Source organism: Phenylobacterium composti DSM 19425 (assembly GCF_059568645.1).
Genome location: NZ_JCANTT010000020.1, coordinates 88,638 through 115,333 on the forward strand (window position 1 = coordinate 88,638; position 26,696 = coordinate 115,333).

General features: G+C 71.5%; 24 protein-coding genes. 14 read left to right on the forward strand and 10 right to left on the reverse strand.

All coding sequences use genetic code 11. The features are described from left to right. Positions 1 to 73: 73 nt before the first annotated feature. Genes addA through BO64_RS15930 form a run of 6 tightly spaced genes read right to left on the reverse strand, consistent with a single transcriptional unit; the run spans position 74 to position 9,679 of the window. Complete coding sequence (addA, locus tag BO64_RS15905) at positions 74 to 3,514, reverse strand: double-strand break repair helicase AddA (protein ID WP_496404288.1); 3,441 nt, start codon at positions 3,512 to 3,514, stop codon at positions 74 to 76. Further along, positions 3,511 to 6,501, reverse strand: a complete 2,991-nt coding sequence (gene addB / locus BO64_RS15910; protein WP_496404289.1) for a double-strand break repair protein AddB — start codon at positions 6,499 to 6,501, stop codon at positions 3,511 to 3,513. Before addB ends, addA begins: the two co-directional genes overlap by 4 nt. Further along, the gene (locus BO64_RS15915) at positions 6,498 to 7,211 is read right to left on the reverse strand and encodes a nucleotidyltransferase family protein (protein WP_496404290.1); all 714 of its coding nucleotides are present in this window, start codon (positions 7,209 to 7,211) and stop codon (positions 6,498 to 6,500) included. The genes addB and BO64_RS15915 overlap by 4 nt, the downstream gene beginning before the upstream one ends. Continuing rightward, on the reverse strand, positions 7,208 to 8,338 hold the full coding sequence (gene amgK / locus BO64_RS15920; protein WP_496404291.1) for an N-acetylmuramate/N-acetylglucosamine kinase AmgK: 1,131 nt from the start codon (positions 8,336 to 8,338) through the stop codon (positions 7,208 to 7,210). Before amgK ends, BO64_RS15915 begins: the two co-directional genes overlap by 4 nt. Continuing rightward, positions 8,322 to 8,798 carry a tRNA (adenosine(37)-N6)-threonylcarbamoyltransferase complex ATPase subunit type 1 TsaE gene (tsaE, locus tag BO64_RS15925; protein WP_496404292.1) on the reverse strand — a complete coding sequence of 159 codons (477 nt, stop codon included), beginning with the start codon at positions 8,796 to 8,798 and terminating at the stop codon, positions 8,322 to 8,324. Before tsaE ends, amgK begins: the two co-directional genes overlap by 17 nt. Then, on the reverse strand, positions 8,795 to 9,679 hold the full coding sequence (locus BO64_RS15930) for a GNAT family N-acetyltransferase (protein ID WP_496404293.1): 885 nt from the start codon (positions 9,677 to 9,679) through the stop codon (positions 8,795 to 8,797). The genes tsaE and BO64_RS15930 overlap by 4 nt, the downstream gene beginning before the upstream one ends. A gap of 98 nt (positions 9,680 to 9,777) precedes the next feature. Between BO64_RS15930 and BO64_RS15935 the strand changes: the two genes are divergently transcribed. Beyond that, on the forward strand, positions 9,778 to 11,274 hold the full coding sequence (locus BO64_RS15935; RefSeq protein WP_496404294.1) for a CoA-acylating methylmalonate-semialdehyde dehydrogenase: 1,497 nt from the start codon (positions 9,778 to 9,780) through the stop codon (positions 11,272 to 11,274). Between the two features lie 36 nt (positions 11,275 to 11,310). On the opposite strand, the gene BO64_RS15940 is transcribed toward BO64_RS15935, so the two are convergent. After that, positions 11,311 to 11,781 (reverse strand): hypothetical protein, encoded by a 471-nt coding sequence (locus BO64_RS15940; RefSeq protein WP_496404295.1) that lies wholly within the window; start codon positions 11,779 to 11,781, stop codon positions 11,311 to 11,313. Between the two features lie 91 nt (positions 11,782 to 11,872). Between BO64_RS15940 and zapE the strand changes: the two genes are divergently transcribed. Continuing rightward, a complete protein-coding gene (gene zapE, locus BO64_RS15945) occupies positions 11,873 to 12,994 on the forward strand; it encodes a cell division protein ZapE (RefSeq protein WP_496404296.1) in 1,122 nt (373 codons plus the stop codon). Here the strand turns inward: zapE and BO64_RS15950 are convergent. After that, positions 12,991 to 13,875, reverse strand: coding sequence for a LysR family transcriptional regulator (locus tag BO64_RS15950; protein WP_496404297.1), 885 nt, complete (start codon positions 13,873 to 13,875; stop codon positions 12,991 to 12,993). The genes zapE and BO64_RS15950 overlap by 4 nt on opposite strands. A gap of 173 nt (positions 13,876 to 14,048) precedes the next feature. Here BO64_RS15950 and sdhC point away from each other — a divergent pair, with 173 nt between their 5' ends. The 7 genes from sdhC to BO64_RS15985 are packed head-to-tail and all read left to right on the forward strand — an operon-like array spanning position 14,049 to position 20,167. Next, the gene (gene sdhC / locus BO64_RS15955) at positions 14,049 to 14,456 is read left to right on the forward strand and encodes a succinate dehydrogenase, cytochrome b556 subunit (protein ID WP_496404298.1); all 408 of its coding nucleotides are present in this window, start codon (positions 14,049 to 14,051) and stop codon (positions 14,454 to 14,456) included. Next, entirely contained in the window at positions 14,456 to 14,842 is a 387-nt protein-coding gene (gene sdhD, locus BO64_RS15960; RefSeq protein WP_496404299.1) for a succinate dehydrogenase, hydrophobic membrane anchor protein, read from the forward strand. The genes sdhC and sdhD overlap by 1 nt, the downstream gene beginning before the upstream one ends. A gap of 7 nt (positions 14,843 to 14,849) precedes the next feature. After that, a complete protein-coding gene (gene sdhA, locus BO64_RS15965; RefSeq protein WP_496404300.1) occupies positions 14,850 to 16,637 on the forward strand; it encodes a succinate dehydrogenase flavoprotein subunit in 1,788 nt (595 codons plus the stop codon). Positions 16,638 to 16,659: 22 nt separating this feature from the next. After that, positions 16,660 to 17,442, forward strand: a complete 783-nt coding sequence (locus BO64_RS15970) for a succinate dehydrogenase iron-sulfur subunit (protein WP_496404301.1) — start codon at positions 16,660 to 16,662, stop codon at positions 17,440 to 17,442. Next, positions 17,340 to 18,551, forward strand: coding sequence for an endonuclease/exonuclease/phosphatase family protein (locus tag BO64_RS15975; RefSeq protein WP_496404302.1), 1,212 nt, complete (start codon positions 17,340 to 17,342; stop codon positions 18,549 to 18,551). The genes BO64_RS15970 and BO64_RS15975 overlap by 103 nt, the downstream gene beginning before the upstream one ends. A gap of 32 nt (positions 18,552 to 18,583) precedes the next feature. Next, complete coding sequence (locus BO64_RS15980; protein ID WP_496404303.1) at positions 18,584 to 19,822, forward strand: NAD(P)/FAD-dependent oxidoreductase; 1,239 nt, start codon at positions 18,584 to 18,586, stop codon at positions 19,820 to 19,822. Between the two features lie 24 nt (positions 19,823 to 19,846). After that, positions 19,847 to 20,167 carry a 2Fe-2S iron-sulfur cluster-binding protein gene (locus tag BO64_RS15985; protein ID WP_496404304.1) on the forward strand — a complete coding sequence of 107 codons (321 nt, stop codon included), beginning with the start codon at positions 19,847 to 19,849 and terminating at the stop codon, positions 20,165 to 20,167. Between the two features lie 112 nt (positions 20,168 to 20,279). Here the strand turns inward: BO64_RS15985 and BO64_RS15990 are convergent, their stop codons facing one another. Beyond that, positions 20,280 to 22,595, reverse strand: a complete 2,316-nt coding sequence (locus BO64_RS15990; RefSeq protein WP_496404305.1) for a PAS-domain containing protein — start codon at positions 22,593 to 22,595, stop codon at positions 20,280 to 20,282. 103 nt (positions 22,596 to 22,698) lie between these two features. Here BO64_RS15990 and BO64_RS15995 point away from each other — a divergent pair, with 103 nt between their 5' ends. The 5 genes from BO64_RS15995 to mmcB all read left to right on the forward strand — a co-directional run bounded on the left by BO64_RS15995 (position 22,699) and on the right by mmcB (position 26,094). Next, positions 22,699 to 23,247 (forward strand): hypothetical protein, encoded by a 549-nt coding sequence (locus tag BO64_RS15995; RefSeq protein WP_496404306.1) that lies wholly within the window; start codon positions 22,699 to 22,701, stop codon positions 23,245 to 23,247. Beyond that, entirely contained in the window at positions 23,240 to 23,647 is a 408-nt protein-coding gene (locus BO64_RS16000; protein ID WP_496404307.1) for a metallopeptidase family protein, read from the forward strand. Before BO64_RS15995 ends, BO64_RS16000 begins: the two co-directional genes overlap by 8 nt. A gap of 135 nt (positions 23,648 to 23,782) precedes the next feature. Beyond that, positions 23,783 to 24,910, forward strand: coding sequence for a ferritin-like domain-containing protein (locus tag BO64_RS16005; protein ID WP_496404308.1), 1,128 nt, complete (start codon positions 23,783 to 23,785; stop codon positions 24,908 to 24,910). 153 nt (positions 24,911 to 25,063) lie between these two features. Next, entirely contained in the window at positions 25,064 to 25,570 is a 507-nt protein-coding gene (locus tag BO64_RS16010) for a lipocalin family protein (RefSeq protein ID WP_496404309.1), read from the forward strand. A 68-nt stretch (positions 25,571 to 25,638) separates the two neighbouring features. Then, the gene (gene mmcB / locus BO64_RS16015) at positions 25,639 to 26,094 is read left to right on the forward strand and encodes a DNA repair putative endonuclease MmcB (RefSeq protein WP_496404310.1); all 456 of its coding nucleotides are present in this window, start codon (positions 25,639 to 25,641) and stop codon (positions 26,092 to 26,094) included. 5 nt (positions 26,095 to 26,099) lie between these two features. On the opposite strand, the gene BO64_RS16020 is transcribed toward mmcB, so the two are convergent. Continuing rightward, positions 26,100 to 26,657 (reverse strand): ActR/PrrA/RegA family redox response regulator transcription factor, encoded by a 558-nt coding sequence (locus BO64_RS16020; protein WP_496404311.1) that lies wholly within the window; start codon positions 26,655 to 26,657, stop codon positions 26,100 to 26,102. Positions 26,658 to 26,696 lie beyond the last annotated feature (39 nt).

Genomic DNA, 26,696 nt, shown 5'->3' on the forward strand with positions numbered 1-26,696 from the left:
CTGCCGGGTTGGGCGCTTGAACGCCGGCGCACGTCTGTTCGATCCGTCGATGTAGGCGGCCCCGGCGCAGGTATCAACCGCCACGGCGAAGCTCGGCAAGAACCCGCTCCATCAGCTTTTCTGGAACGGTCATCAGCTTCGGCCCGTCCGTCCAGACGAGGGCGGCCTCGATCCGGCGTCCGGGGAACACCTCGTCCAGCACCGCGGCATAGAGCGCCATCTGGCGCAGATAGGCCGGATCCGCGTCCTCGATCCGGTCGGGCGAAGGGCGATTGGTCTTGAAGTCGGCCACCAGCACCCGATCCGGCAGCACCACCAGGCGGTCGATGCGCCCCGAGATCTTCAGGCCGGGCGGCAAGGTTGCGGCGGTCCCGGCGATGGCCACCTCGGACCGGGAGCCGGGGCCGAACACCTCGGCGAATCGCCGATCGTCGAGCACCGACAGGGCCGCGCCCGCCATCTCGGCCCGCTGATCGTCCGAGAGGTCGGGCTCGCGGGCGAGCAGGGCCCGGGCGCCGGCCGCCCGTTCGGCCGGGGGAAGGTCGGGCAACACCTGAAGCAGGCGGTGAATCAGGTCGCCCCGGCGGAAGCGGCCGAGGCCGCCGGCCGCCGAAAGCGGCGAGGGCGCGGCGACATGCGTCCCTTCGCCGAGGTCGGACGGCGAGGCGTAGCGGGCGAAGGCCTCGGGAGCCGGGTCGATGCTGGTCCAGGCCGGCAGGGTGGACGCCCGGGGCGCGGCGGCGTCGACGCGGCCGAGCGCTACGGGATCCGGGCCGTAGCGCTCGATCATGATCTCGCCGCAGGCGGCCGGGCGCACATGGGGGGCGATCCGCTCGTGGGCGAAGCCGGCCTTGATGGCCGCCCACCAGCCCTTGATGCCCTCCTCCTTGCGGTTGGCGGCGATGCGGCCGCAGAGGATCAGCCGTTCCCGGGCGCGGGTGAGGGCCACGTACAGCAGGCGGAGGGATTCCTCGGCCTCCCGGGTCTGGCGCAGGGCCCGGGCGGCGGCCGAGGCCTCGCAGTCGGCCTTGCCGCTGGCGCACCACAGGAAGCCGCCGTCGGCGGTTTCCAGCAGGGGCGATCCCCGGGCGCCCTGTTCGGCGGTGGTCTCGGGGAGGATCACCACCGGCGCTTCCAGGCCCTTGGCGCCGTGGGCGGTCATCACCCGAACCTCGTTGCGGCCGCCTTCCAGCTCGCGCTTCACCACGATGTCGAGGCCGGCGAAGTCCGCGGCCAGGGTCTCCAGGTCATGGACGCCGCGGCCTTCGGCGGCGAGCACCTGGGCCAGGAACTCGTCCAGGGCGTCCTCGGCCTCGGCTCCGAGCCGGCGGAGGAGCCGCATGCGCATGGAGTGGCCGGCTTCGTCGCGGAAGGCGAGGGCCCGGCTGTAGAACTCGAACGGCCCGGCGGGCGCGGCCTCGCGCATGGTCGTCAGGAAGCCCGCCGCGGCGGTCCAGGCGGGCTGTTCCGCGGCCCGGGCCTGGAGGGTCCGCCACAGGGAGGCCTGCCGCTCCCAGGCGAGCTGGAACAGGTCTTCGTCGGTGAGGCCGCAGAAGGGGCTCTTGAGCAGGGCGGCCAGGGTCAGGTCGTCGTCCGGGAAGAGGGCGAACCGGGCCAGGGCCATGAGGTCGTCGAAGACGATGTGCTCGGAGAGCGCCAGGCGGTCGGCGCCGGCCACCGGCACGCCGGCGTGCTTCAGGGCGCGCAGGATCTCCTCGAAGAGGGCGCCGCGCTTGCGGACCAGGATCAGCACGTCGCCGAAGCTGGCGGGCCGGGGCTTGTCTCCCTCCATCACCGCATCGCCCCGGGCCACGAGGTCGCGGACCTCGCAGGCGATGTGACGGGCCAGGACCTTGACCGCGCTCTCGTCGCTCGCGGCGTCGAGGGGCGCGTCCCAGGCCTCGCGGCTCTCGACCGGGGGCTCGCGGACCAGGGGCCAAAGATCGACGCAGCCGCGCTCGCCCGCCCGCATGGGGATGTGCTCCAGGGGCTCGATCCCCGGGGGCACGCCGTTGGCGAACACCGCGTCCACAAAGGACAGCACCTCCACGGTGGAGCGCCAGGAGGCGTGCAGGGGCACGGCCGCGCCCTTGCGGCCGGCGGCGGCGATCTCGGCCACGTAGCGTTCGGTCTCGGCCAGAAGCCGTTCGGGGGCGGCGCCCTGGAAGGAGTAGATGGACTGCTTCTCGTCGCCGACGACGAAGAGGGTGCGTTCAGTCTCGCTGCGGCGGAGCAGGCCTTCGCCGGCGAAGAACTCCCCGGTGAGGGCGCGGACGATCTCCCACTGATCGGGGGCGGTGTCCTGGGCCTCGTCCACCAGGATGTGATCGATGCCGCCGTCCAGCTTGTAGAGCACCCAGGCGGCGGCCGGGCGGCTGGCCAGCAGGGCGCGGGTCTTTTCGATCAGGTCGGCGAAGTCGAGGGCGCCGGCGGCGGTCTTCTCCACCCGGTAGGCGGCCAGATAGGCCTCGGCCAGCATCAGGGCGTCGAGGGTGTCGGCGGCGACCTTTGCGGCGCGGAGCCGGTCCCGGGCCCGGGCGAGGCGGTCCTGTTCGGTCAGCAGGGCCATGCGCAGGCCCTCGTGGGCCTTGAGGCCCGAGGTCTTGGCGACCCAGGCGGCGGGCGTGCCCTCGCCCTTCTCGGTGAAGAGGGCGGCCAGGGCGCCGGCGAAGGTGGGGGCGTCGGCTACGGCCCGCAGGAGGGCGGCGCACTTCACGTCGGTGACGCCGCCGGCGGAGAGCGCCTCGGCGGCGGCGCGCCAGAGGTTGCGGTCGAGGGCGGCGAGGGCCGCGCGCTCCACGGCCTCGGCGTCCTCGCCGGGCTCAAGGGCGCAGACATCCCAGACCCAGGCCGCAGCGCCCGCATAGCCGCCCCGGCTCTCGAAAAACTCCCGCAGCTTGCCGCGGCGGGCCTCGAAATCCAGGAACATCTGCTGGAAGGCCCCGAAGTCGAGGGCCACCGACAGGCGGGCGTAGGCCTCGGCCACGGGCCCCTCGCCCTTGAGGGCGTGGCGGGCGACGGCGGCCCGGGCGGCGGCGGCCACGGAGGCGGCGGCCGCATCGTCCATCACCCGGAAGCCGGGGGAGATGCCGGCCTCCAGCGGAAAGCGCCGGAGCAGCTTTTCGCAGAAGGCGTGGATGGTCTGGATCTTCAGGCCGCTGGGGGTCTCCAGGGCTCGGGCGAACAGCGCCCGGGCCTCGGACAGGCGCCGATCGTCGTAGGAGTCCTTCGGGCGGCCCTCCAGGTCGGCCAGTTCGCGGGTGAGCAGGTCGTCGGCCATCACCGACCAGCCGCCGAGGCGGGCGAACAGGCGGCGCTGCATCTCGGCGGCGGCGGCCTTGGTGTAGGTGACGCACAGGATGGTCTCGGGCTCGGCGCCGGCGAGCAGCAGGCGAGCCACCCGGTCGATAAGGGTCTTGGTCTTGCCCGAGCCGGCGTTGGCCGTGACGAAGGCCGAGATGGCCGGATCGGCGGCGGTGCGCTGGTGTTCCTGGGGCGGGATGTGCAGGGTCAAGCCTCGCCCTCCTCGCCGCTGGTGGACCATTCGAACACCCGGGCCAGGTGGTCGTAGTCGGAGGCGTAGGTCTTCACGAACTGCGGGGCTGTGCGCGAGACATAGGGCTGGTCCGGACGCATGTAGCGGGCGAGCAGCCGGCGCGCCCCGTCGAGGGCCCGAGCTGCGGCCTCGGCGCTCTCGCTGACGGTGGCCCGAACCTCCTCGCGACCGGCGGGACGGCGGCCGGTGACTTCCAGATAGACCAGTTCGCCGGGAACGAGCCGGCCGATGCGCTCGAAGCCGCCGGCGGCGAGGATGGCGGCGGTGAGGGTGAGCTGGGGTGAGAAGCCGGCGTTCACGACCTTCTGCGAGGGCGCGCGGCCGGTCTTGTAGTCGAGGATGTGGCCGTAGCCCTCCGGGTCCGCCTCGATGCGGTCGGCCTTGGCGCCGAGGATGATTTCATGGCCGTCGACGCGAACCGGCATCCTGCCGGTCTGCTCCACATGGATGGCGCGCCCGTCCGTCCGGCGGCGGGCCTCGAGTTCGGCGACCCAGCCGGCGGCTTCTCGGGCCAGGGCGCTTTCCCGGGCCAGGGCCTCCCGGGGCATCCCGGCCTTCTCCAGCTCCTCCACATAGAGGGCCTCGAAGATGGCGGCGGCGTCGGGCGGGAGTTCGCGCGGGTGAGCGATGGCGAAGCGCTCGAAGGCGGCGTGGATGGCCGTGCCCCGAGCCCGCGCCTCCACCGGCTCGTCGGGCCGGTCCAGGGGGCGCAGGTTCAGGATGTCCCGGGCCCAGACGGCGTAGGGGTCGCGTGTCAGGGTTTCTACACGGGTGACGAACAGTTCCCGCGGCCGGGCCTCCACCGGCGGGCAGGGCGCGGGGCGGCCCACGGGGGCGTAGACGTCGGGGGCGTCGAGGCCGCGGGCCCAGGCCAGGGCCTCGGGGCGGCCGGGAATCTGGACGCCCGCGCCTCGGGCGAGGGTCTCCAGCCGCCAGAGCCAGCGTGACTTCACCGCCGGCTGGCCGTCCCGGCGTTCGGCGTGCAGCAGCACCACCTCGGGGGCGCAGGCGGCCTGGGCGAAGTCGTGAGCGGCGAGGCCGACCCGGCGCTCGGGCGGCGGCAGGCCGAGGGTCTTGCGCATGGGCCGCGACAGGAACGGATCAAGGGGGGCTCCCCGCGGCCAGACGCCCTCCTCCAGGCCGGCCACCACCAGGCGGTCGGCGCGCACCAGGCGGGCCTCGATGGCGCCCAGGATGCGCAGGCGCGGATGGGTGGCGCCGCCCGTGCGGATGGTCTCGCCCTCCATCAGCCGGGCGAGAAGGTCGGCGAACTGGCGGGTGGAGACCTCAGGCAGGCCGTGGGTTTCGTGGATCAGCCCGGCCAGGAGCCGGCTCATGGCCTCGCCGCCGTGCCCGCCCCAGAGCTCGGCGCGTCCCCCGCTGGCGTCGGCGGCCAGGGCCTCCATGGTCGCGGCGAGGCGGCGGGCGAGGTCGCTGACCGTTCCCTCCTGGGGCGGGTCGCCGAGCCTGTCCTGCAGGGCGGCGACCAGCGGCAGGCCGGGGTGCTTCTTGGCCGCCAGCCGGGCCTCCAGAGTCTCCCAGCGCCAGGGCCGGGCGCCGCGCAGGCCGTAGCGTTCCAGGATGTCGCGCTGGCGGGCGAGGTCTTCGGGCGTGAAGCCGAGATGCACGTCGGGATGCTTGAGCAGGGCCAGCAGCGTGACGGGCGCCAGGGGATCGACCATGGCCCGGGCCACCAGGCCGGCCAGCACCCCGCAGCGACAGCCGGCCAGGGGCGCCCCCGCGGAGGAGTCCGGCACGATGCCCCAGCGGCCGAGCTTGGCGGTGACCCGACGGGCCAGAACCTGGTCGGGAGTGACCAGGGCGGCGGTCTTGCCCGGCGTCTCCAGGGCCTCGCGCAGCAGGAGGGCGGCGACTGCGGCGGCCTCCTCTTCGGAGCGGGCGCTGACCAGGGACAGGCCCTCGAGGCCGGCGGCAATGGGGTCGATCGTCTCGGCCCGGGCCTCGGCGCGGAGCTGGTCGATGGCGTGCAGCCAGTCGGCGGTGGCCTTGGGCGGGCGCAGGGCCTCGTTGATCACCCGGCGGCGCCAGCGGCCCTGGGCCCGGTGGGCCAGCGACGCGGGCCAGACCTCCACGTCCCCGCGATCGATGCCCGAGCGGGCCAGGAGACGCCGCAGGGCGCCCTGGGGATGCTGCTCGTCCACATGGCGCCAGGCGTCCTCGGCCAGGCTGTCGTCGAGGCCCGGGACGACGACGGCCCCGCGGGGAGCGGCGGCGATCACCGCCAGCAGGTCGGCGGTGGCGGGGGCGGTGCCGGTGGAGCCGGCGGCCACGAGCACGCCCTGGGGCGGCTTGGCGGTCCAGACCTCGGCCAGGCGCCGCAGGAGCCGCACCCGGCGCTCGTTGACGTCGACCACGCCCAGGGCCTTCAGGCGCCTGGGCCACTCTACGAGGGCGGTTTCCAGGAATTCGCGGCTGACGCGCCAGTGCTCGGCGAGGTCGGCCTCCACCAGGCCGGCGAGCTTCTCTCCGGCCTCGATCTCCTCGATCTGCAGGCTGTCGAGGAAGCCGCCGAGGGCGTCGGCCAGCTCCAGGGCGGCCGAGGCGGTGAGCTCCCGCCCGGGCAGCAGGCTCCAGTGCTCGGCCACCAGGCGGGTGAGCTCGAAGCGGCGGCGCAGGGGATCGATGGCGGCGGGCAGGTCGAGGGCGAGGTCGCCCGGCTCGAAGGGCGGCTCCCCGGCCTCCAGGTCGCCCAAGGGACGCATCTGCGGCGGCAGGACGGCGCGGCCATCGGCGGCCCGAACGAAGGCGTCGGCCACGGCCCGGGCGCCCCGGCGGGTGGGCGTCAGGACGAGGGCGTCGGACAGGGCCTCGGGGCCGAAGGGGCTCAGGGCGTCATACAGGCCGCGGGCGAGATCATCGGCGAACGGCCGGTGCGCCGGGATGCTGAACCAGCGCGGCCCGGGACGCTCGAAGAAGGCCGTCACGCGAGCCTCTGCTCCGCCGCGTCCCGGGCGGCTGGATCGCCGACGTGCATCCAGAAGGCGTCCATGGCCACGCCGTGCAGGCGCCCGGCGGCCTGCAGTCGCCGCCAGGTGGGCTGGATCGGGAAGGCCGCGTCCGGCTCGTCGGCCAGGATCTGCGGATTGAGGATGCCGAAGCCGACGTTGGCGTAGGGGGTGGCGACGTCGGGCGAGGTGGAGTGGGTGAGGCGGCCGGCCTCGTCCATGAAAAAGCCCTGCGGGCCCTCGAACCCGATTCCCTGGCCGCGCCTCACCAGCAGCAGGAGAAGGTCCATGCGGGCCGGGTCCCAGGCCGCCTTGAGGGTCTCGAGGGCGGGGCGCTCGCCCTCGATCCAGAGGCTGTCGATATTGGCCAGCATCACAGGACGATCGCCCAGCAGCGGCAGGGCGTGGCGGATGCCGCCGCCGGAGTCCAGCAGCTCGGCCCGCTCGTCGGAGATGACGATGTCGAGGTCGGTGCGGCCGGAGAGGTGGGCCTCCACCTGGTCGGCGAAGTGGTGGACATTGACCACGGCGCGGCGGATGCCCGCGGTCTTCAGCCGGTCCAGAACATGGTCGATGAGCGGCCGTCCGGCCACCGGCACCAAGCACTTGGGCATGGTGTGGGTGAGCGGGCGCATGCGGGTGCCGAGCCCTGCGGCCAGCACCATGGCGGTGTCGGGCGCGGCGCTCACGCGCGGGCCTCCGCCGGAACGTGGCGGTCCAGCCAGCCCCTGAGGGGCGCCAGTTCCGGATCGGTCAGGCAGCGGTCGAGATAGCCCCAGAGCCTGGGCATGAAGGCGGCGTAGCGGGGCTTGCCGTCACGGGTCACCAGGCGGGCGAAGATGCCCAGGATGCGGACGATGTTGAGGGCGCCGAGGGCGTGATAGTCGGCCAGCATCCGGGCCCGGTCCACGCCCGGGCGCAGGGCGAAATAGGTGTCGAGGGCCGCGGCCTCGCAGGCCTCGGAGATGTCCCGGCGGGCGTCATGCAGCAGCATGGAAAGGTCCCAGGCCGGGTGGGCCTTCACCGCGTCCTGGAAGTCGAGGAGGCCGACGCGGGCCCCGCCGCTGCGGTCTGGCAACCAGATCAGGTTCTCGGCGTGGTAGTCCCGGTGGCAGAAGACGCTGGCGCCGGCCGCGCCGTGCGCCCGGATCGGCCGCCAGACGGCTTCCCATTCTGCGAGGGCGTCAGGGCCGAAGGCGAGCCCCGGCTTCAGCTTCGGCAGCCATTCCACGAACAGCCGGTCGGCGGTCTCCAGGGCCGTCTCGTCATAGGTGAGCAGGGGCCAGGACGCCCCGTCATAGGCCAGCACCTCGGGGAGCTCGGCCTCGTGCATCCGCACCAGGGCCTGGATCGCGGCCTCATAGAGCGGAGCCTCGTCCTGGCCGCGCGCGATCAGGCGGGCGAAGAGGTCGTCGCCCAGGTCCTCCAGCACCGCGAGGCCGGCGGCGGCGTCATGGGCGAGCACCTGGGGCGCCGACAGGCCCTGGGCCCGCAGCCAGCCGCTCACCGCGACGAAGGCGTCCACCCGGCCGGCGGCGAGGCGGGCGAGGGCGTTGTAGCCGAGGCCCTGCCGCTCGGCGGGGGTGGCGGCAGGCGGGCAGGGGGCGGTCTCCATGGACGGCGGCTGGTCCATGAAGATGAAGGTGGCGCCGTCCGCCGTGTGCAGGCGCTCATAGCTGCGGGTGGAGGCGTCGCCGCCCATGGGCTGGCGGCGGGCCGCGCCGAAACCCGCAGCCTCGAGGAAGCTGGCCTTCAGCGCCTCGCGCTCGCCGGCGAGGTCGGTCTTGCCGGGGGTCGTGTCAGGGGCGGAACTCAAGCCCTCGTCCTTCCCAGGCCCCGTGCGGGACGAGCCGCACGCGCCTGCCGTCTGCATCGCCGTCCAGAAGGGCGATTTCTACATCGAGTCGGTCGGCGGGCAGGGCGCCCTCCAGCCGCTGGGGCCATTCTATGACCGCCGCACCCTCGTCCAACGCCTCGTCCAGGCCGATCTCATAGGCCTCGTCGGGGTTCGAAAGGCGATAGAGGTCGAAATGGGCGACCTTCAGGCGCGGCCCCTCGTAGAACTGCACCAGGGTGAAGGTGGGCGAAGGGACGTCCTCGTCCGGCCGGGTCAGGGCCCGGACCAGGGCGCGGGCCAGGGTCGACTTCCCGGCGCCCAGGGGCCCGTTCAGGCAGACGGCCTCGCCGGCCTTGAGCTCGGCGGCGATGGCGGCGCCCAGCCGCGCGGTGGCCGCCTCGTCGTCGAGGCGGAAATCGCCTGCGGCCGGCTGGATCATGCGAAGGCCCGCTCCGGGTCGGCGGCGAGCCCCTCCTCGATGTGGCGCTTGAGCTTGAGGGTCACCTCCCCGGGATCGCCCGAGAGCGCGTCCGGCGCAATGGGACGGCCGATGACGAGGCTGAATTTCCGCCCCTGCTTGTTGAGGAGTTCGTGGAAGAGGGTGATGTCACGCAGCTCCTGCGAGACGCCGTGGAAGAGGTGGAACAGGGTCGACCAGGGACCGGCCACATGGACCGGGATCACCGGCGCCCCGTGCCGCCGGGCCAGGGAGACGGCCGTGGGCGCCCAGGGCGGGTCGGCGAGGGTCCCGTCGGGCTGGCGGCGGGCGAGGCGGCCGGCCGGGAAGATGGCCAGGCAGCGCTCGGCCTCCATGGCCTCGCGGGTCAGCTGGAGGGTGAGGCGGGTGCGCTCGCGGGTGCGCTTGGCCTCGACCCATTCCACCGGAACCAGCACCTCGCCGAAGGCCGGGCAGACCCGGTGGGCGTCGGCGTTGGCGTAGAAGCAGATGTCAGGCCGCCGGGCCTTGAGGGCGTCGAAGACGGCGATCCCATCGGCGATGCCGGTGGGGTGGTTGCAGATGACCACGGCCCGGCCGCGCGCGGGCACATGCTCAAGCCCGATGGCCGAGACCTTCACCGACAGCAGGTCGGAGACATGGTCGAGGGCGGCGCGGCCCTGCAGCGGGGCGATGGCGTCGGCCATCCGCCGGGCCTTGGCGTAGTCCAGCAGGGCGTAGAGCAGCGGGCGCAGGACCGGCCAGGCCGGCGAGGCCGAGAGCCGCGGGGCCCGCTCGGCGATCAGCACGTCCACGATGTGCGCGCGGGCCTTCGGGCTGGCGAGGGCCGGGGCGTGGCTGAGCGCGGTCATGGGGCGGAACATGCGCCGCTGCGCCGTGGCCGGGCAAGGCCGGGAGCAGGGCGGGCCGCTGCCCCAGGGGAAACTAGGCGCTTGGGGCCGAGAGGGCGTAGAACGCTGTCATGCGTGACATCACCCACTTCATCGACGGGGCCTCCGTGGCGGGCCGGTCCGGCCGCTTCGGCGACGTGTTCAACCCCAACACCGGCGAGGTCCAGGCCCGGGTGCCCCTGGCCACGGCGGACGAGCTGGACGGCGCGGTCCAGGCGGCGCTGAGGGCCCAGCCGGCCTGGGCCGCGGTCAATCCGCAGCGCCGGGCCCGGGTGATGTTCGAGTTCAAGCGCCTCGTGGAGGCGCGGATGGACGAGCTGGCCGAGATCCTCTCGTCGGAGCACGGGAAGGTGATCGCCGACTCCAAGGGCGACATTCAGCGCGGCCTGGAGGTGATCGAGTTCGCCTGCGGCATCCCGCACGCCCTGAAGGGCGAATACACCGAGGGCGCAGGGCCGGGGATCGACGTCTATTCCATGCGCCAGCCCCTGGGCGTGGTGGCGGGGATCACCCCGTTCAACTTCCCAGCCATGATCCCGATGTGGATGTTCGGCATCGCCATCGCCGTGGGGAACACCTTCATCCTGAAACCCTCGGAGAAGGACCCGACGGTTCCGGTGCGGCTGGCCGAGCTGATGATGGAGGCCGGCGCCCCGGCAGGGGTGCTGAACGTGGTCCATGGGGACAAGGCGGCGGTGGACGCCATCCTCGACCATCCGGACATCAAGGCGGTGAGCTTCGTGGGCTCGTCCGACATCGCCCACTACGTCTATTCCCGGGGCACGGCGAACGGGAAACGGGTCCAGGCCATGGGCGGGGCCAAGAACCACGGGATCATCCTGCCCGACGCCGATCTGGACCAGGCCACCAAGGACATCATCGGCGCGGCCTATGGCTCGGCCGGGGAACGCTGCATGGCGCTGCCGGTGGTGGCCCCGGTGGGCCGGAAGACCGCCGACGAGGTGCGCGAGCGGGTGCTGGCCGAGATCGAGAGCCTGAAGGTGGGCGTCTCCACCGACCCGGCGGCGCAGTACGGGCCGGTGGTCAGCCAGGCGCACCGGGACAAGATCGCCGGCTACATCCAGACGGGTGTCGACGAGGGCGCCGAACTGGTGGTGGACGGGCGGGGCTTCAGCCTCCAGGGCTATGAGAAGGGCTTTTTCATCGGCCCCACGCTGTTCGACGGCGTGAAGAAGGGGATGAAGACTTACAACGAGGAGATCTTCGGGCCGGTCCTGCAGATCGTCCGGGTCGAGACCTTCGAGGAGGCCCTCGAGCTGCCGTCGTCGCACCAGTACGGCAACGGGGTCGCCATCTTCACCCGCAACGGCCGCGCCGCCCGGGAATTCGCCAGTCGGGTGAATGTGGGCATGGTGGGCATCAATGTGCCGATCCCGGTGCCGGTGGCCTATCACACCTTCGGCGGCTGGAAGCGCTCGGCCTTCGGCGATGCGAACCAGCACGGCATGGAGGGGGTGCGGTTCTACACCAAGGTGAAGACCGTAACCGCCCGCTGGCCCGAGGGGGCGGTCGAGGATTCGGCCTTCGTCATCCCGACGATGAAATAGGGCGATCCCTCCCCGGGGACGGGGAGGGACGCGCGCCTACAGCCTGCGGCTGATGATGTCCTTGTTGGCCGTCCGGGTCTTGGCGCCCTGGCTACGGTCCAGCTCCGCGCGGTCCCCGCGGTTGGCGCGGTCGGACGAGAAGGTGGCTCCCTCGCCGGCGGCTTCGCCCCAGTCGGCCTCGGGATCGTCGGCCTGACCGAGCTTGTGGATGTCCACATTGGGCGGCGTGCCGACCCCGAGGTCGCCGGAAGCCCCGGATTCGTCGGCGGTCTCGCCGGCGGCGGCGATGTCGCTGTCGCCGAAATCGGCCTCGCTCGGCCGGTCGCCGTTGGTGGCGCCGTCAAGATCGGCCGCGAAGCTGCGGGGCTCGGGACTGGCGGCGCGCTGGAGACGGTCCGGGTCGCGCTGGGCGTCCATCTCCCGCGCGCCCACGCCGCCGCCCTGCATGCGGGTGCGGTTCGCTTCGGCCTGGCTGGGACTGAAGGTGCGATCGTTCGGGTCGGCCATGGTGGGGCTCCTTGCTGCTGTCCCCTCCTCAACCCGGTGGACCGGCGGCCGTTCCTTGCGCCGTCCGCCGGGGACGGCTAGGCGGAGGGCGATGCCGTCCGCGCTGCAAGCCGCCTATGACGCCCGCCTCGCGGAGGGCGCAATCCGACCCGACGCCGCCCAGGCCGCCGCCCTCGCCGCCCTCGTGCGGCTGGAAGGGGAGCTGGCGGAGGCCCAGCCCGCCGCAGGGCTGAAGGGCCTGTTCCGCAAGGCTGCGCCCCGGAGCCTTCGGGGGGTGTACCTCGTGGGGCCGGTGGGGCGGGGCAAGTCCATGCTGATGGACCTGTTCTTCGAGACGGCGCCCCCGGCGAAGAAGCGGCGCACCCACTTCCACGTCTTCATGGGCGATGTGCACCGGCTGATCGACGCCTGGCGGAAGGGCGACGCCGCCGCCCGCAAGGCGCGGTTCGGCCAGGCCAAGGGGGATGATCCCATCCCGCCGGTGGCCGACGTGATCGCCGGCGAGGCCACCCTGCTGTGCTTTGACGAGTTCCAGGTCACGGACATCGCCGACGCCATGATCCTCGGGCGGCTGTTCGAGGCCCTGTTCGAGCGCGGGGTGACCCTGGTGGCCACCTCCAACCGCCTGCCACACGAGCTCTACAAGGACGGCATCAACCGCCAGCTCTTCCTGCCGTTCATCGACCTCCTGACCTCCAAGGTGGAGGTGGTGTCGGTGGCCGGGCCGCACGACTACCGCCTGGACCGGCTGCGGGCGGCGGGGACCTGGTTCTCGCCCATCGATCCCGACAACGAACGGCAGTTCGACCGCCTGTGGTCTGAGATGCTGGGCCCCGAGGAGGAGACCGGCGAGACCCTGGAGGTGCTGGGCCGGCGGATCACCCTGCCGCATGCGGCCGGCGGGCTGCTGAGGGCGAGCTTCGCCAGCCTCTGCTCGGTGGCCCTGGGGCCGAACGACTACCTGGCGATCGCCGAGCGCTTCCACACGGTGTTCCTGGAGGGCGTTCCCACTCTCAAGCCCGCCCGGCGGGAGGAGGCGCGGCGGTTCGTGATCCTGATCGACGCGCTCTACGAGGCCCGCACGAAGCTGATCGTCCTGGCCGAGGCCGAGCCGGTGATGCTGTATCCCGAGGGCGACGGGGCGTTCGAGTTCGAGCGCACGGCCTCGCGCCTGCAGGAGATGCGTTCGGCCGACTGGCTGGAGGACCGCTAGGCGGGCCTGAGGCTCGCCACCAGCTCGCGGGCGTAGGGGCGCAGCTCGTCCTCGGCCCGGACCACGATCTTCAGCTCCCGCGCCGCCCAGTCGTCGTCCAGCTCGACGATGGAGAGCGCCATGGTCCGCGAGGCCCGGTGGGCGGTGGTGCGGGGCACGACGCCGACGCCCACGCCGCATTCCACCAGCCGGCAGACGGCGTCGAAGCTGCGCAGCTGCACCCGAAGCTTCAGCGGTCGCCCCTCGCGCGTGGCCTTGGCGGTGAGGAAGCGCTGCAGGGAGCTCGACCGCTCCAGCCCCACGAGGTCGTAATCCAGCACCTGGGCGAAGGTGACGCTGCGCCGGGTGGCCAGGGGATGGCGGGTCGCGGCCACCACCACAAAGCGGTCCGACCGGAAGGGGTAGGTCTGCAGCGAGCCCACCTCGACAGTGCCGGCGACGATGCCGATGTCGCCGACGCCCTCGGCGATCAGGCCGACGATCTCGTCGCTCAGCCGCTCCTCGAGATCGACGCTGACCTGCGGGTGGTCAGCCAGGAAGCTGGACAGGGCCTCGGGCAGGAATTCGGTCAGGGCGTTGGTGTTGGCCAGGACCCTCACCTCGCCCGACAGGCCGCCGGCGTAGGCCGACAGGTCCTCGCGCATCCGGGCCTGCTGCAGGAGGATGGCCCGGGCGTGCTTCAGGAGCATCCGGCCGGCCGGGGTGGGCGTCACGCCCTGGCGCGAGCGGGACAGCAACGGCGCCCCCAGGGCGGCCTCCATGTTGCGGATGCGGGTGGAGGCGGCGGCGAGGGCCAGGGCGCTCTTCTCGGCCCCGGCGGTGATGGAGCCAGCGTCCACCACCTCGCAAAACAGCCGCAAGTCGGTCAGGTCGAACCGCATCCTTCGTCTCCCGCGAAGGAACGCTACAAGAAAGACAGATTGTGTCGAAGACCAATCCGCGCGAGCTTCGGCTGCTACGAAGGAAGGTAGGTTGCGCCCGCCCTGCGTTGACACTGCAGGGCGCAGGCTTACAAGCGTGGCCACTTCCAACGATCGGAAACGGACGGGACGGCATGGCGGAAGTTTCGAGGGTGGTGCGCGAGCGGCCGATGTCGCCGCACCTTTCCATCTGGCGGTGGCACATCACCATGGCCTCGTCGATCCTGCACCGCGCCACGGGCGTGGCGCTGTACGTGGGCGCCCTGATCGCGGCGGCCTGGGCGGTGTCGCTGGCGGCGGGCCCCGACGCCTACGCCGTCTACAAGGCCGTGATGGGCTCGATCCTCGGCAAGCTCGTGCTGTTCGGCCTGACGCTCAGCGCCTTCTATCACCTGGGCAACGGCATCCGGCACCTGACCTGGGACCTCGGCCACGGCCTGGACGTGAAGAGCGCCAACGCCTCGGCCGTGGGCGTCTTCGCCTTCACCATCGCGGCCACCCTGGCCGTGTGGGTTATCGCCGCCATGACGGGAGCCCTCTGATGGCCAGCTATCGCACGCCTCTTTCCCGCGCCCGCGGCCTCGGCTCGGCCAAGCACGGCGTGGGCCACTGGATCGGCGAACGCGTCGGCGGCGCGGCGCTGGTCCCGCTGACCCTCTGGGCGATCTACGCCGCCATCCGGCTGGCCGCCCTCGACTACTACGGCGCCGTCGAGTGGATCTCGTCGCCGCTGAACATGACCCTGATGGCGCTGACCATCGCCATCAGCTTCTGGCACATGCATTCGGGCCTGCGGGTCGTCGTGGAAGACTACATCCACAAGACCCTGACCAAGACTGGCCTTTTGCTCCTGAACCTCTTCGTCTGCGGACTGGCCGGCGCGCTCGCCGTCCTCTCCGTGCTGAAGGTCGCGCTGGGAGGCGCGTGAGAGTCCGATGGCCGCTTACGAATTCATCGACCACAAGTTCGACGTCGTCGTCGTCGGCGCCGGCGGTTCGGGCCTCCGCGCCGCCCTGGGTTGCGCCCAGGCCGGGCTGAAGACCGCCTGCGTCACCAAGGTGTTCCCCACCCGCTCGCACACCGTGGCCGCCCAGGGCGGCATCTCGGCGTCGCTGGGCAATATGGGCGAGGACGACTGGCGCTGGCACATGTACGACACCGTCAAGGGGTCGGACTGGCTCGGTGACCAGGACGCCATCGAGTACCTCTGCCGGAACGCGCCGGCGGCGGTCTATGAGCTGGAGCACTGGGGCGTGCCCTTCAGCCGCACGCCCGACGGCAAGATCTACCAGCGCGCCTTCGGCGGCATGACCCGGAACTTCGGCGAGGCCCCGATCCAACGCACCTGCGCGGCCGCCGACCGGACCGGCCACGCCATGCTCCACACCATGTACGGCCAGTCCCTGGCCCATGATACGGAGTTCTTCATCGAGTACTTCGCCCTCGACCTGATCATGGATGAGGGCGTCTGCCGGGGCGTCACCGCCTGGAAGCTCGACGACGGCACCTTGCACCGGTTCCAGGCCCAGCTGGTGATCCTGGCCACCGGCGGCTACGGCCGGGCCTACTTCTCGGCCACCAGCGCCCACACCTGCACCGGCGACGGCGGCGGGATGGTGCTGCGGGCCGGCCTGCCGTTGCAGGACATGGAGTTCGTCCAGTTCCACCCGACCGGCATCTACGGCGCGGGCTGCCTGATCACCGAGGGCGCCCGGGGCGAGGGCGGCTACCTGACCAACTCGGAAGGCGAGCGCTTCATGGAGCGCTATGCGCCGACCGTGAAGGACCTGGCGCCGCGGGACATGGTCAGCCGGGCCATGACCATGGAAATCCGCGAAGGCCGCGGGGTGGGTCCGAAGAAGGACCACATCTACCTGCACCTCGACCACCTGGATCCGAAGATCCTCGCCGAGCGCCTGCCGGGCATCTCGGAGAGCGCCAAGATCTTCGCGGGCGTGGACGTCACCAAGGAGCCGATCCCGGTCCTGCCGACCGTTCACTACAACATGGGCGGCATTCCCACGAACTTCTACTCGGAGGTCGTGACCAAGGCCGGCGACAATCCCGACCAGGTGGTGCCCGGCCTGATGGCCGTGGGCGAGGCCGCGTGCGTGTCGGTGCACGGCGCCAACCGCCTAGGCTCCAACAGCCTGATCGACCTCGTGGTGTTCGGCCGCTCGGCCGCCCTGCGCGCGGCCGACATCCTGAAGCCCGGCGCGACCCAGCCCGAGCTGAAGCCGCACATGACGGAGTCGCACCTGGCGCGCTTCGACCGCTTCCGCCACGCCAACGGCTCGACGCCGACGGCGGCCCTGCGTCTCGAGATGCAGATGGCCATGCAGGAGGACGCGGCGGTCTACCGGACCAGCGAGGCCCTGAAGTCGGGCGTCGCCCGGATGCAGGCGGTGAACGCCAAGCGGCCCGACCTGAAGGTCTCGGACCGGTCGATGATCTGGAACAGCGACCTCATGGAGACGCTGGAGCTCGACAACCTCATCGGCCAGGCCCTGGTCACGGTGACGGGCGCCGAGAACCGCAAGGAAAGCCGCGGCGCCCACGCGCACGAGGACTATCCCGAGCGCGACGACGAGAACTGGATGAAGCACACGCTCACCTGGTTCAACGACGGGACCGGCGAGGTGAAGATCGATTACCGCCCGGTGCACGACTACACCATGACCAACGAGATCGCGCCGTTCCCGCCCAAGGCGCGCGTGTACTAAGAGCGGAAGGAAGAGATCCGAGATGGCCGAATTCCGCCTTCCCAAGAACTCCCGCATCGTCCCGGGCAAGCACTTCCCGGCTCCGGCGGGCGCCAAGCGGGTGAAGACCTTCAAGGTCTATCGCTACGATCCCGACAGCGGCCAGAACCCGCGTTGGGACACCTATGACGTGGATGTGGACGCCTGCGGGCCGATGGTCCTGGACGTCCTGATCCACATCAAGAACAACATCGACCCGACCCTGACCTTCCGGCGCTCGTGCCGGGAAGGGATCTGCGGCTCGTGCGCGATGAACATCGCCGGCCGCAACACCCTGGCCTGCATCCAGGGCCACGACGATTGCCCCGGCGAAAAGGTGGCGATCAGCCCGCTGCCGCACATGCCGGTGGTCAAGGACCTGATCCCGGACCTGACGCTCTTCTACGCCCAGTACGCCTCGATCGAGCCCTGGCTGCACACCGAGACGCCCGAGCCGCAGAAGGAATGGCGCCAGGCCCCGGAGGACCGGGAGAAGCTGGACGGCCTCTACGAGTGCATCCTGTGCGCCTGCTGCTCGACCTCGTGCCCGAGCTACTGGTGGAACCAGGAGAAGTACCTGGGCCCGGCCGCCCTGCTGCACGCCTATCGCTGGATCATCGATTCCCGCGACGAGGCCACCGGCCAGCGGCTGGACGAGCTTGAAGATCCGTTCAAGCTCTACCGGTGCCACACGATCATGAACTGCGCCCAGGTCTGCCCGAAGGGCCTGAACCCGGCCAAGGCGATCGCCGAGGTCAAGAAGATGCTGGCGGAGCGGGTGGTCTGATCCGCCCGGGCCGCGGCGCCGCCCCGCGCGGCCCTGCGGCCGCCCTGCTCGCAGCCGGCCTCCTTCTGGCCGGCTGCGCCACCCTGCCGGCGGCCCGCTCCGGCGCCTGCGCGACGGCGCCTGCGACGCCGGTCACCCTGTCTGAGGATGGCCGCACCGCGCGCCTTTTCCTGGACGTCGCCACCTACAACATCGAGGGCCTTGGTTGGCCCGCTCGCAAGGGGCGCAAGGCCGAGCTCGCCGAGATCGGCCGCCGGCTCGGCGAGCTGCGCGCGACTGGCGAGGGGCCGGACATCGTGCTCTTCCAGGAGGTGTTCTCCAGGCCCGCGGTGGCGGCGGTGGAGTCCGCCGGCTATCCGGCCCTGGCCGCCGGGCCCAAGCGCCGCAGCCGCCGCGACCTGCCGGCCGCGGGCCGCGCCTCTGGCCGGCGTTCGTGGATGCGGGGCGAGATCGGGCTTCGCCTGACGACGGGCGGCCTGGCCATCGCCAGCGTCTATCCCATCATCGACCAGGCCGGAGAGCCGTTCGGCCGCCGGGGCTGCGCCGGGCTCGACTGCCTGAGCAACAAGGGCGCCCTGCACGTCCGTATCGTCATCCCCGGCGCGCCTGTGGCCGTGGACGTGTTCAACACCCACATGAACTCGCGCAAGGCCTCGAAGGCGCCCAGGCGACGCACCCTCTCGGCCCACGCCATCCAGACCGCCGAGCTGGCGCATTTCCTGGAGGTGCGCCGCGATCTGCGCGCCCCGGCCATCCTCGGCGGGGACTTCAACATGCGCCGATCGGAGGCGCGCTTCGAGACCTTCTCGGCGCTCCTGCCCATGACCCTGGTCCACCGCTACTGCAGCGAGGGCGCCGACCGGTGCGACGTGCGCGCCTCATGGGACGGGGACGCGCCCTGGATGGACACCCAGGACCTGCAGCTCTTCGCCGACGGGGAGGCCGTGCGCATCCGGCCGGTGCGGGTGGAGACGATGTTCGACGGCCGCCCGGACAGTCCGGCGCTTTCCGACCATGACGCCCTGCGGGTGGTGTATGAATTGAGCTGGCCGGCGTCGCAGCCCGCAGGGTCGCCGCCGGCCGCCTGCGCTGCCGACGCGTCAAGTTGACGCCGGTGTCACTTTTGGGCAATCGAAGAACCATGACCGATCAAACGGCCCCGACCACCGGCCATGTCGTGATCCTGGGCGCCGGCCATGCCGGCGGCACGGCGGCCGCGCTGCTGCGCCAGTACGGCTTTGCGGGCCCGATCACCCTGGTGGGCGAGGAGCCGATCCCGCCCTACCAGCGGCCGCCGCTTTCCAAGGCCTGGCTGAAGGGCGAGGCCGACGCCGAGTCCCTGGCCCTCAAGCCGCTGGAGTTCTACGCCGAGCACGATATCGATTTCCGCCCCGGCGTGAGGGCGGTTCAGCTGAAGCGCAGCGACCGCACGGTCGTGCTGTCGGACGGCTCGACGCTCTCCTACGACATCCTGATCCTGGCCACGGGGGCGCGGGCCATCGCCCTGCCGATCCCGGGGGCGGACCTGCCGGGCGTCATGTTCCTGCGCACGGCGGCGGACGCCGAGCAGCTGAAGGCGGCCGTGGGGCCGGGCAAGACCCTGGCGGTGGTCGGCGGCGGCTACATCGGCCTGGAGGTCGCTGCCTCGGGCCGGGCCCTGGGGGCCGAGGTGGTGGTGCTGGAGCGCGAGAGCCGGCTCCTGGCTCGGGTGGCCTGCCCCGAGCTGTCGGACTTCTTCCGCGGCTATCACGAGAAGCACGGCGTGCGCTTCGAGCTGGGCTGCTCGGTGGTCGGCTTCGAGGGCGAGGGCCATGTGACCGGCGTGAAGCTGGCCAGCGGCCAAGTCGTGCCGTGCGATGCGGTGGTGGTAGGCGTGGGCGCCCATCCCAACGACGAACTGGCCTCGGACGCCGGGCTGGAGACGGCCCGCGGGGTGGTGGTGGACCTCGACGCCCGCACGTCGGACCCGGCCGTCTTCGCCATCGGCGACGTGGCCCACCGGCCGATGCCGATCTACGACCGCATGTTCCGGATGGAGAGCGTGCCCAACGCCCTGGAACAGGCCAAGCAGGCCGCCTGCGCCATCACCGGCCGGCCGCGGCCGCCGGGCGAGTGCCCCTGGCAGTGGTCGGACCAATATGACCTGAAGCTGCAGATCGCCGGCTACGCGTTCGACGCGGACGGGATCGTCGTGCGCGGCGACCCGGCCAGCGGCAAGTTCGCCGTCTTCCACCTGAAGGGCGACCAGGTTCAGGCGGTGGAGGCGATCAACGCCCCGCCCGAGTTCATGATGGGCAAGCAGCTCATCCTGAACCGCAAGCCGGTCGACAAGGCCAAGCTTGCGGACGTTACGATTTCCATGAAAGAGGTCGCCGCTTAGACGCGCGGCTTACCGGGGAGCGCCATGGCCAAGATCACCTACATCGAACATGACGGGACCAAGCACGTGGTCGACGTCAAGACCGGGCTGTCGGTCATGGAAGGCGCGGTGAAGAACAATATCCCGGGCATCGACGCCGACTGCGGCGGCGCCTGCGCCTGCGCCACCTGCCACGTCTATGTGGACGAGGCCTGGGTCTCCAAGACCGGCGAACGCTCGGCCATGGAGGAGTCCATGCTCGACTTCGCCGAGGGCGTCGAGGACAACAGCCGCCTGTCCTGCCAGATCAAGGTGACCGACGCCCTGGACGGCCTCGTCGTCCGCATGCCGGAAAGCCAGCACTAGGCCTGACGCCCGGGTCGTCCGTCCCGCCGAGCGGCGAGGGCGGACGTCGCTGTCCTGCCCCCAGAAAGCACGGAAGACGCCGACGGCCCTATGGCCCGGGCGGCTGGTCCTCCTAGAGCGCCAGTTCGCGCTGGGCGACGACCGCTTCGGCGCCTTCGGGCAGGTGGCAGGTGAAGGTGGCGCCGGCGCCCGGTTCACTCTCCAGGGCCACCCAGCCGCCATGGAGTTCGGTGAGGGCCTTCACCAGCGCCAGGCCCAGGCCCGGGCCGCCGCGTTCGCGGCCGATGAAGCGGTCGAAGATATGGGCCTGGACGTGGAAGGGAATGCCGCGGCCGGTGTCGGACACCTGCAATTGGATCTCGCCCAGAGCCTTGCGGGCGGCCAGGGTGATCGTCCCGCCGGCGGGGGTCTGGCTGAGGGCGTTCTCCACCAGATGGTCGAGGATCTGGGCCAGGCGCTTGGCGTCGCCGCGGATCAGGCCGATGTCGTCGGGCCGTTCGATGACCAGCGAGACCTTGGCCGCCTCCGCCCGCTTCCGCCAGCGGCCGGCGACGCCGATCATCAGCTCGGCCACGTCAACGTCCGAGAGCTCGAGGGCCATCTCGTCGGCGTCGATCTGGGCCATGTCGAGGACGTCGTCGATGGAGCGGGCGAGCTGGGTGGCCGCCGCTTTCACCGCCGCCGCGTGCCCGCGCGCGCGTTCCGGAAGGGCCTCGCCCGCATGCTCCAGGAGTTCGGAGTAGCCGATGATGGTGGTGAGCGGGGTGCGCAGCTCGTAGGAGACGTTGCCCACGAAGTCGCGCTTGAGCCGCTCGGCCTCGGACAGGGCCGCCTCGCGGTCGGCCAGGGCGCTCTCCAGCCGCCGGGCGTCGGTGACGTCGGTGAAGGCGATGAGGGTCGCGCCGTCGGGCAGGGGCCGCGACCGGTACTCGACGATGCGGTCGTCCGAGGTGCGGGTCTCGCCGGTCATGGGCGTGCGGGCCCGCGGGTCGGGGTCGCCGACCCGCCCCTTCAGCTCGCGCCAGAAGCCCATGTCGTGCAGCTTGGGCACGCACAGCTCGACCACGGCGTCGAGATCGGCGGCCTCGAGAGCCTCGGGGCTGATCCCCCAGAAGCGCTCGAAGCTCTCGTTGTGCAGGCGCAGGCGCCCGTCCGAGCCGAACACGGCCACGGCGTCGGAGAGCTTGTCGAGGGTGGCCTGCTGCACCTGGATGAGAGCGTTGTACTGGGCCTTCAGCTTCAGCTCGCCGGTGATGTCGGAGAACAGCACAACGACCCCGCCCATGGGGTGCGGCTGGCGCACCACGCGCAGGGTGCGCCCGTCGGGCAGGCTCCACAGGTCGTCCGGCTCCTGGCCCAGCTTCTCGTACCGGTCGAGCTCGGCGGCCTTCCACCGGGCGTAGTCGGCGGTCTCGGGCAGGCGCCGGCGCTGGCGCAGGCGGTCGAGCACCTCGCCGTGGGTGGGGCCTTCTTCGAGCCAGGCGGGCTCCAGGCCCCACAGTTCGGCGAAGGCGGTGTTGTGGAAGATCAGCCGCTTGCCCTCGCCGAAGATCGCCACGGCGTCGTCAATGCGGTTAAGCGTCTGGTCGTGGGCCTCGATGTTGCGCTTGAGCTGCTCGCGCAGGCCCTCGATGTCGGTGACGTCATCGGTCCAGACGCCGACCCCGCCGCCCTCGAGCGGCTGGGCGGTGATGTGGAAGGCCCGCCGGCGCCCGTCCAGCGACAGCCAGCGCACCGCCTCGCGCTTCTGGCCGAGGTTGGCCGCCTCGGAGGCCACGGCGTCGGCCCCCCGGTCGAAGGCCGCGCCGCGCTTGGCGGCTTCGTCCAGGCTCTCGGCCCCCACGGCCTTCAGCCAGGCGGCGTTGACCCAGACGGGCGAGCCGTCGGCGGCGGCGATCCAGGCCGGGGTGGCGCGGGTGTGCAGGAAGGCGGCGAAGCGCGGGGCGGTGGGCAGGCCGGCGTCCTCGCCAAGCACCCCCGACACGCGCAGCCAGGCCAGGGCTCCGGCGGCGCGCCCCTCGACGGTGACGACCCCGCCGCTGCCCTGCACCTCGAAGGCGCAGGGCTCCCCCCGCTCGAACAGGCCTCGAAGGCGCCGGGCGTGGTCGGGGTCGGCGCGCATCAGGGCGTTGACCAGGGTCTGGGGCTCGGCCTCGGAAAGGCCCAGCGCCTCGGCGCAGACGGCGAGGCTTTCCTCGCCCGAGGCCAGCAGGGCCTGACCGTCCTCGACGGCGAGCAGGGCGGAATCGAAGGCCTCGGCCGAGGCCTGGGCGGCCTCGGCCCGGGCTTCCAGGCCGCGGATGCGGGCGCTGAGGTCCTGAATGCGGGCGAGGTCCCGGCGCCGCTGGGCCGCCGACCACAGGAGGACGGAGATGGCCAGGGACACCGCGCCGGCCGCCGCCGCGAGTATCAGTTGGTCCGCGATCATCCTGGCCCCGGCGAATCAGTCTTTCGGAGCTTACGGCGACGCAAGCCCTGCCGCACGCGAAGGCGCGTTCCTATGTGCGCGAAAGTTCGCGAGAATAGGGCGTATGACCATCCTTTATCCCGTCGCCGTCAACGCCGAGCAGGCGCTGTCCCGTCCCCTGGGGCGGGCCGCGCGCGAGAGCGAGGCGCGCCGCCGCGCCGGCGGACCGGTGGCCTTCACCACCGACGCGGCCGGGCCGGCGTTCCCGACGCGCGAGGCGGCGCTCGAGGCCTATGCCGACCGGCTCGAGGGCGTCGAGGCGGCCGACCGCTTCTGCCAGCTGGTGGAGCAGGTGGCCCTGGACGCCGGCCGCGTGCCTGCGCCGGTGGAGCCCACCTTCGAGGACGGCCGCCGCTGGCCAAGGCCGCCCGCCCCGCCGCGCACCGTCTGGCGGCTCACCGTCTCATACTGGCGCATTCCCACGGCCGAGCGGCCGCTGGAGCCGCCCCAGGCCCGTCAGGCCCGGAAGTCCAAGCAGCCCCTGGAGCCTGAGACCCTGAAGGCCATCGCCCTGACCCCGCTGCGGCCGGTGAAGCCGCAGCAGCCGCTGGACATCGGCCTGTTCGAAATCCGCCCGCCCGACGCGCCCCATATCGTGATGCCCGATGAGTGAGCCCGTGACCGGCCGCGCGCCGTCCCTGGACGACCTGGCCGTGCTCGCCGAGCGGGCCTTCGCCAGCCTGCCGGAGGGCTTCCGCCGGCTCGCGGGCGAGGTGGTGTTCCGGGTCGACGACTTCCCGGAGCAGGAGGTGCTGGACGAGCTGGGCATCGCGGACCCGTTCGAGCTTACCGGCCTCTACCAGGGCGTGGACCTGGCGCGGCGGTCGGTGTTCGACGTCTCGCCGCAGCCCTCGCGAATCTTCCTCTACCGCCGGCCGATCCTCGATGAATGGGCCGAGCGCGGGGACGTGACCCTGGAGGAACTGGTGAGCCACGTGCTGGTCCACGAGATCGGCCACCACTTCGGCCTGTCCGACGACGATATCCACGCCATTGAGGCCGCCGCGGAGTAAGCGCGGCCGGATCGGCGCTCCGGCTCGGAAGATGACGTGCGCGTCATTTTCTTGACGGAACACTGATCACATTCCATGCTGCCTACTGACAAGACGGCGGGGGCAACCGCACAGACAGGGTAGGAGCGAAACGAGATGGCCGCCGACGGCAACATCACCAAGGACATCATCTACGACGCGGTGGCGCCGGACGACTTCGAGTCCATGCTCGAGCTGGATCGCTACAACGCCCGCTCGACCGCCTTCGACAAGATCATCTCGGCCACCCACGACCACTTCTGGGATCCGCTGGACACCAAGTACATCGACTTCAGCGAACCGTTCGACATGGAGAACGAGATGATCCTCCCTGAGGAGATGATCATCTCGCTGCAGACCGACTACGTCTCGAACCACCTGAAGGACCGCAAGGACCGGGTGCGGTTCGCCAACCAGCAGACCCTGCGCACCTTCTCCTCGATCCTGCACGGCGAGCAGGGAGCCCTGAACCTGTCGGCCAGCCTGTGCCATGTGCTGAAGGACCAGGGCGCCCAGGAATACGCCGCCAACCAGACCCGCGAGGAGGCCCGCCACGTCACGGCCTTCGCCAAGTACATCAAGGCCCGCTGGGGCCGTCCGGTGGAATGCGGCCCGACCCTGAAGGCGCTGCTGGTGGAGATCATCGGCAGCCCCGAGGTCTACAAGAAGATCATCGGCATGCAGATGCTGGTGGAAGGCTTGGCCATGGGCGCCTTCGCCACCATCTTCGCCAAAACCAACGACCCGCTGGCCCGGAAGCTGACCCAGCTCGTCATGACCGACGAGGCCTTCCACCACAAGTTCGGGAAGATCTGGGCCGACCGCACCATCCCGCACCTGACGCCGCAGGAGCACGAGATCATCGAGCTGTGGGCGGCGCATTGCTTCCAGACGCTGCTGTTCAACCTCGTGGCCCCGACCCAGCAGCGGGACCTCTATGAGGAGTTCGGCCTCGATCCCGAGAAGGTCATCGCCGAGATGGGCCAGATGGTCACCGACGAAACCCGCCGGGAGAACATGAAGGAGCAGACCAACATCTTCCGGGTGCTGGTGAAGACGCTCCTCAACGCCGGGATCATCACCGACCGGACCAAGGCCTTCTACGCGACCTACGTCGACCTCGACGAGCTGAAGGGAGAGGGCGACAAGATGGTCGGCGACGACATCGCCGAGGAGGGCATCAAGTACCTCCAGGAGATCAATTTCAAGGACCGCGCCAAGCAGGTCCTGATCGCCGCTGAATAGCCGTCGTCACGACGGTCAGACGAGACGATGAAGCCCGCCGGCCCCTGCAGGGGCCGGCGCAGGCGTAGCCAGGCGGCCGCCGCGTCCCTATGTAGCGCCGCTGCGACTTCGCGCGCCGTTGTTTCGTCACTTGAGGCGGGTATCGCTCGCGCCATGCTGAAGCGTCTGATCCTCGCGGCGGCGACCGCCCTGAGCCTCGCCGCGCCCGCGGCGGCCGAGCCCGCCGAGAAAATCGAGCTGACTCGGATGATGGGCCGCTGGTACGAGGTGGCCCGCATCCCCAACAAGCTGCAGAAGGACTGCGAGGCCGGCGCCTCAGACTGGACGCCCCAGGCGGGCGGTTTCGCCGTGGTGCAGAGCTGCTGGAAGGCTTCGGGCGCGCCCACCACCTGGAAGGCCCGGGCCACGGTGGCGGACGACAGCAACACCCGCATCCGCATGACCTTTTTCGGCGGCCTGGTGAGCCAGGAGTACCGGGTGCTGGAGCACAGGATCGACCAGGGCTGGCTGATCCTGGCCACCGCCAACGGCCGCTACGCCTGGCTGATGTCGCAGAAGCCCACCCTGCCCGCGGCGATCAAGGCCCAGGCCGTGGCCCGCATGCGCCAGCTGGGCGTCGACATCGGCCGCCTGGAATTCCCCGGCCCGCCGAGCCGCTGACCGGGTGCGCTGCGCCGCCGCGGCCCGCGCGCTTGCATCCGGAACGTAGCCGGAACAGAGTGGCCCGCATGGACGTCTCCGTCACCGTCGTCACGGTCTCGCGGCCCGAGACCACGGCCGCCGTCACCCGGGGGGCGGCGCGGTTCCTGACGGCCCTGGGCTATGCGCCCCTGGCGGAGGTGACCCTGCCCAACGGCCGGCGGGCCGACCTGATGGCCCTGGGGCCCAAGGGCGAGGTGTTCATCGTCGAGGTGAAGTCGGGGGTGGAGGACTTCCGCACCGACCAGAAGTGGCACGAATACCTGCCCTATTGCGACGCCTTCGCCTTCGCCGTGGCGCCCGAGTTTCCCCGGGAGATCCTGCCGGACGAACCGGGACTGATCGTGGCCGACGGCTTCGGCGGCGCCATGCTGCGGGACGCGCCGGTGACGCCCCTGGCCGGGGCGCGGCGCAAGTCTCTGACCCTGGCTTTCGCCCGGCTCGCGGCCCTGCGGGCGGCGGGCGTGGAGGCCTACGCGCTGTAGGCGCGTCAGCGCGGGGCGCGCTTGGCCAGAATCCGCTGCAGAGTGCGCCGGTGCATGTTCAGGCGCCGCGCCGTCTCCGAGACGTTGTGGTTGCAGAGTTCATAGACCCGTTGGATGTGCTCCCAGCGGACCCGGTCGGCGCTCATGGGATTCTCGGGCGGCGCGGGCGGCGCATCGCCCCGGGCCAGCAGGGCCCGGGCCACGTCGTCGGCGTCGGCGGGCTTGGAGAGATAGTCCACCGCCCCGGCCTTCACCGCCTGCACGGCGGTGGCGATGTTCCCGTAGCCGGTGAGCATGATGATCTTGGCGTCGGGCCGGGCGTCGCGGATAGTCTCCACCACCTTCAGGCCCGAGCCGTCCTCCAGCCGCATGTCGAGCACGGCGAAGGCCGGCGGATTGGCGCGGACGGCCGCCACGGCTTCCGACACGCTGCCCACCAGGGTGGGCTGGAAACCCCGCTGCTCCAGGGCCCGCCCCAGCCGGGTGCGCAGGGGCGCGTCGTCATCCAGCACCAGGAGGGACTTGTCGGGAAGCGCGGCGATCTCGGCGGACAGGTCGGTCATGCTTCAACCCCGGTCACTCGGGGCTCCCTTCGGTTGCTG

Coding starts and splice junctions, on each gene's coding strand:
- BO64_RS16010 (WP_496404309.1), top strand. CDS start 25,064: ATGCTGAAGCGTCTGATCCTCGCGGCGGCGACCGCCCTGAGCCTCGCC.
- sdhA (WP_496404300.1), top strand. CDS start 14,850: ATGGCCGCTTACGAATTCATCGACCACAAGTTCGACGTCGTCGTCGTC.
- tsaE (WP_496404292.1), bottom strand. CDS start 8,798: ATGATCCAGCCGGCCGCAGGCGATTTCCGCCTCGACGACGAGGCGGCC.
- BO64_RS15950 (WP_496404297.1), bottom strand. CDS start 13,875: ATGCGGTTCGACCTGACCGACTTGCGGCTGTTTTGCGAGGTGGTGGAC.
- BO64_RS15970 (WP_496404301.1), top strand. CDS start 16,660: ATGGCCGAATTCCGCCTTCCCAAGAACTCCCGCATCGTCCCGGGCAAG.
- BO64_RS16005 (WP_496404308.1), top strand. CDS start 23,783: ATGGCCGCCGACGGCAACATCACCAAGGACATCATCTACGACGCGGTG.
- sdhD (WP_496404299.1), top strand. CDS start 14,456: ATGGCCAGCTATCGCACGCCTCTTTCCCGCGCCCGCGGCCTCGGCTCG.
- BO64_RS15980 (WP_496404303.1), top strand. CDS start 18,584: ATGACCGATCAAACGGCCCCGACCACCGGCCATGTCGTGATCCTGGGC.
- mmcB (WP_496404310.1), top strand. CDS start 25,639: ATGGACGTCTCCGTCACCGTCGTCACGGTCTCGCGGCCCGAGACCACG.
- zapE (WP_496404296.1), top strand. CDS start 11,873: ATGCCGTCCGCGCTGCAAGCCGCCTATGACGCCCGCCTCGCGGAGGGC.
- BO64_RS16000 (WP_496404307.1), top strand. CDS start 23,240: ATGAGTGAGCCCGTGACCGGCCGCGCGCCGTCCCTGGACGACCTGGCC.
- BO64_RS15985 (WP_496404304.1), top strand. CDS start 19,847: ATGGCCAAGATCACCTACATCGAACATGACGGGACCAAGCACGTGGTC.
- BO64_RS15930 (WP_496404293.1), bottom strand. CDS start 9,679: ATGTTCCGCCCCATGACCGCGCTCAGCCACGCCCCGGCCCTCGCCAGC.
- BO64_RS15995 (WP_496404306.1), top strand. CDS start 22,699: ATGACCATCCTTTATCCCGTCGCCGTCAACGCCGAGCAGGCGCTGTCC.
- BO64_RS15990 (WP_496404305.1), bottom strand. CDS start 22,595: ATGATCGCGGACCAACTGATACTCGCGGCGGCGGCCGGCGCGGTGTCC.
- BO64_RS15940 (WP_496404295.1), bottom strand. CDS start 11,781: ATGGCCGACCCGAACGATCGCACCTTCAGTCCCAGCCAGGCCGAAGCG.
- BO64_RS16020 (WP_496404311.1), bottom strand. CDS start 26,657: ATGACCGACCTGTCCGCCGAGATCGCCGCGCTTCCCGACAAGTCCCTC.
- BO64_RS15935 (WP_496404294.1), top strand. CDS start 9,778: ATGCGTGACATCACCCACTTCATCGACGGGGCCTCCGTGGCGGGCCGG.
- sdhC (WP_496404298.1), top strand. CDS start 14,049: ATGGCGGAAGTTTCGAGGGTGGTGCGCGAGCGGCCGATGTCGCCGCAC.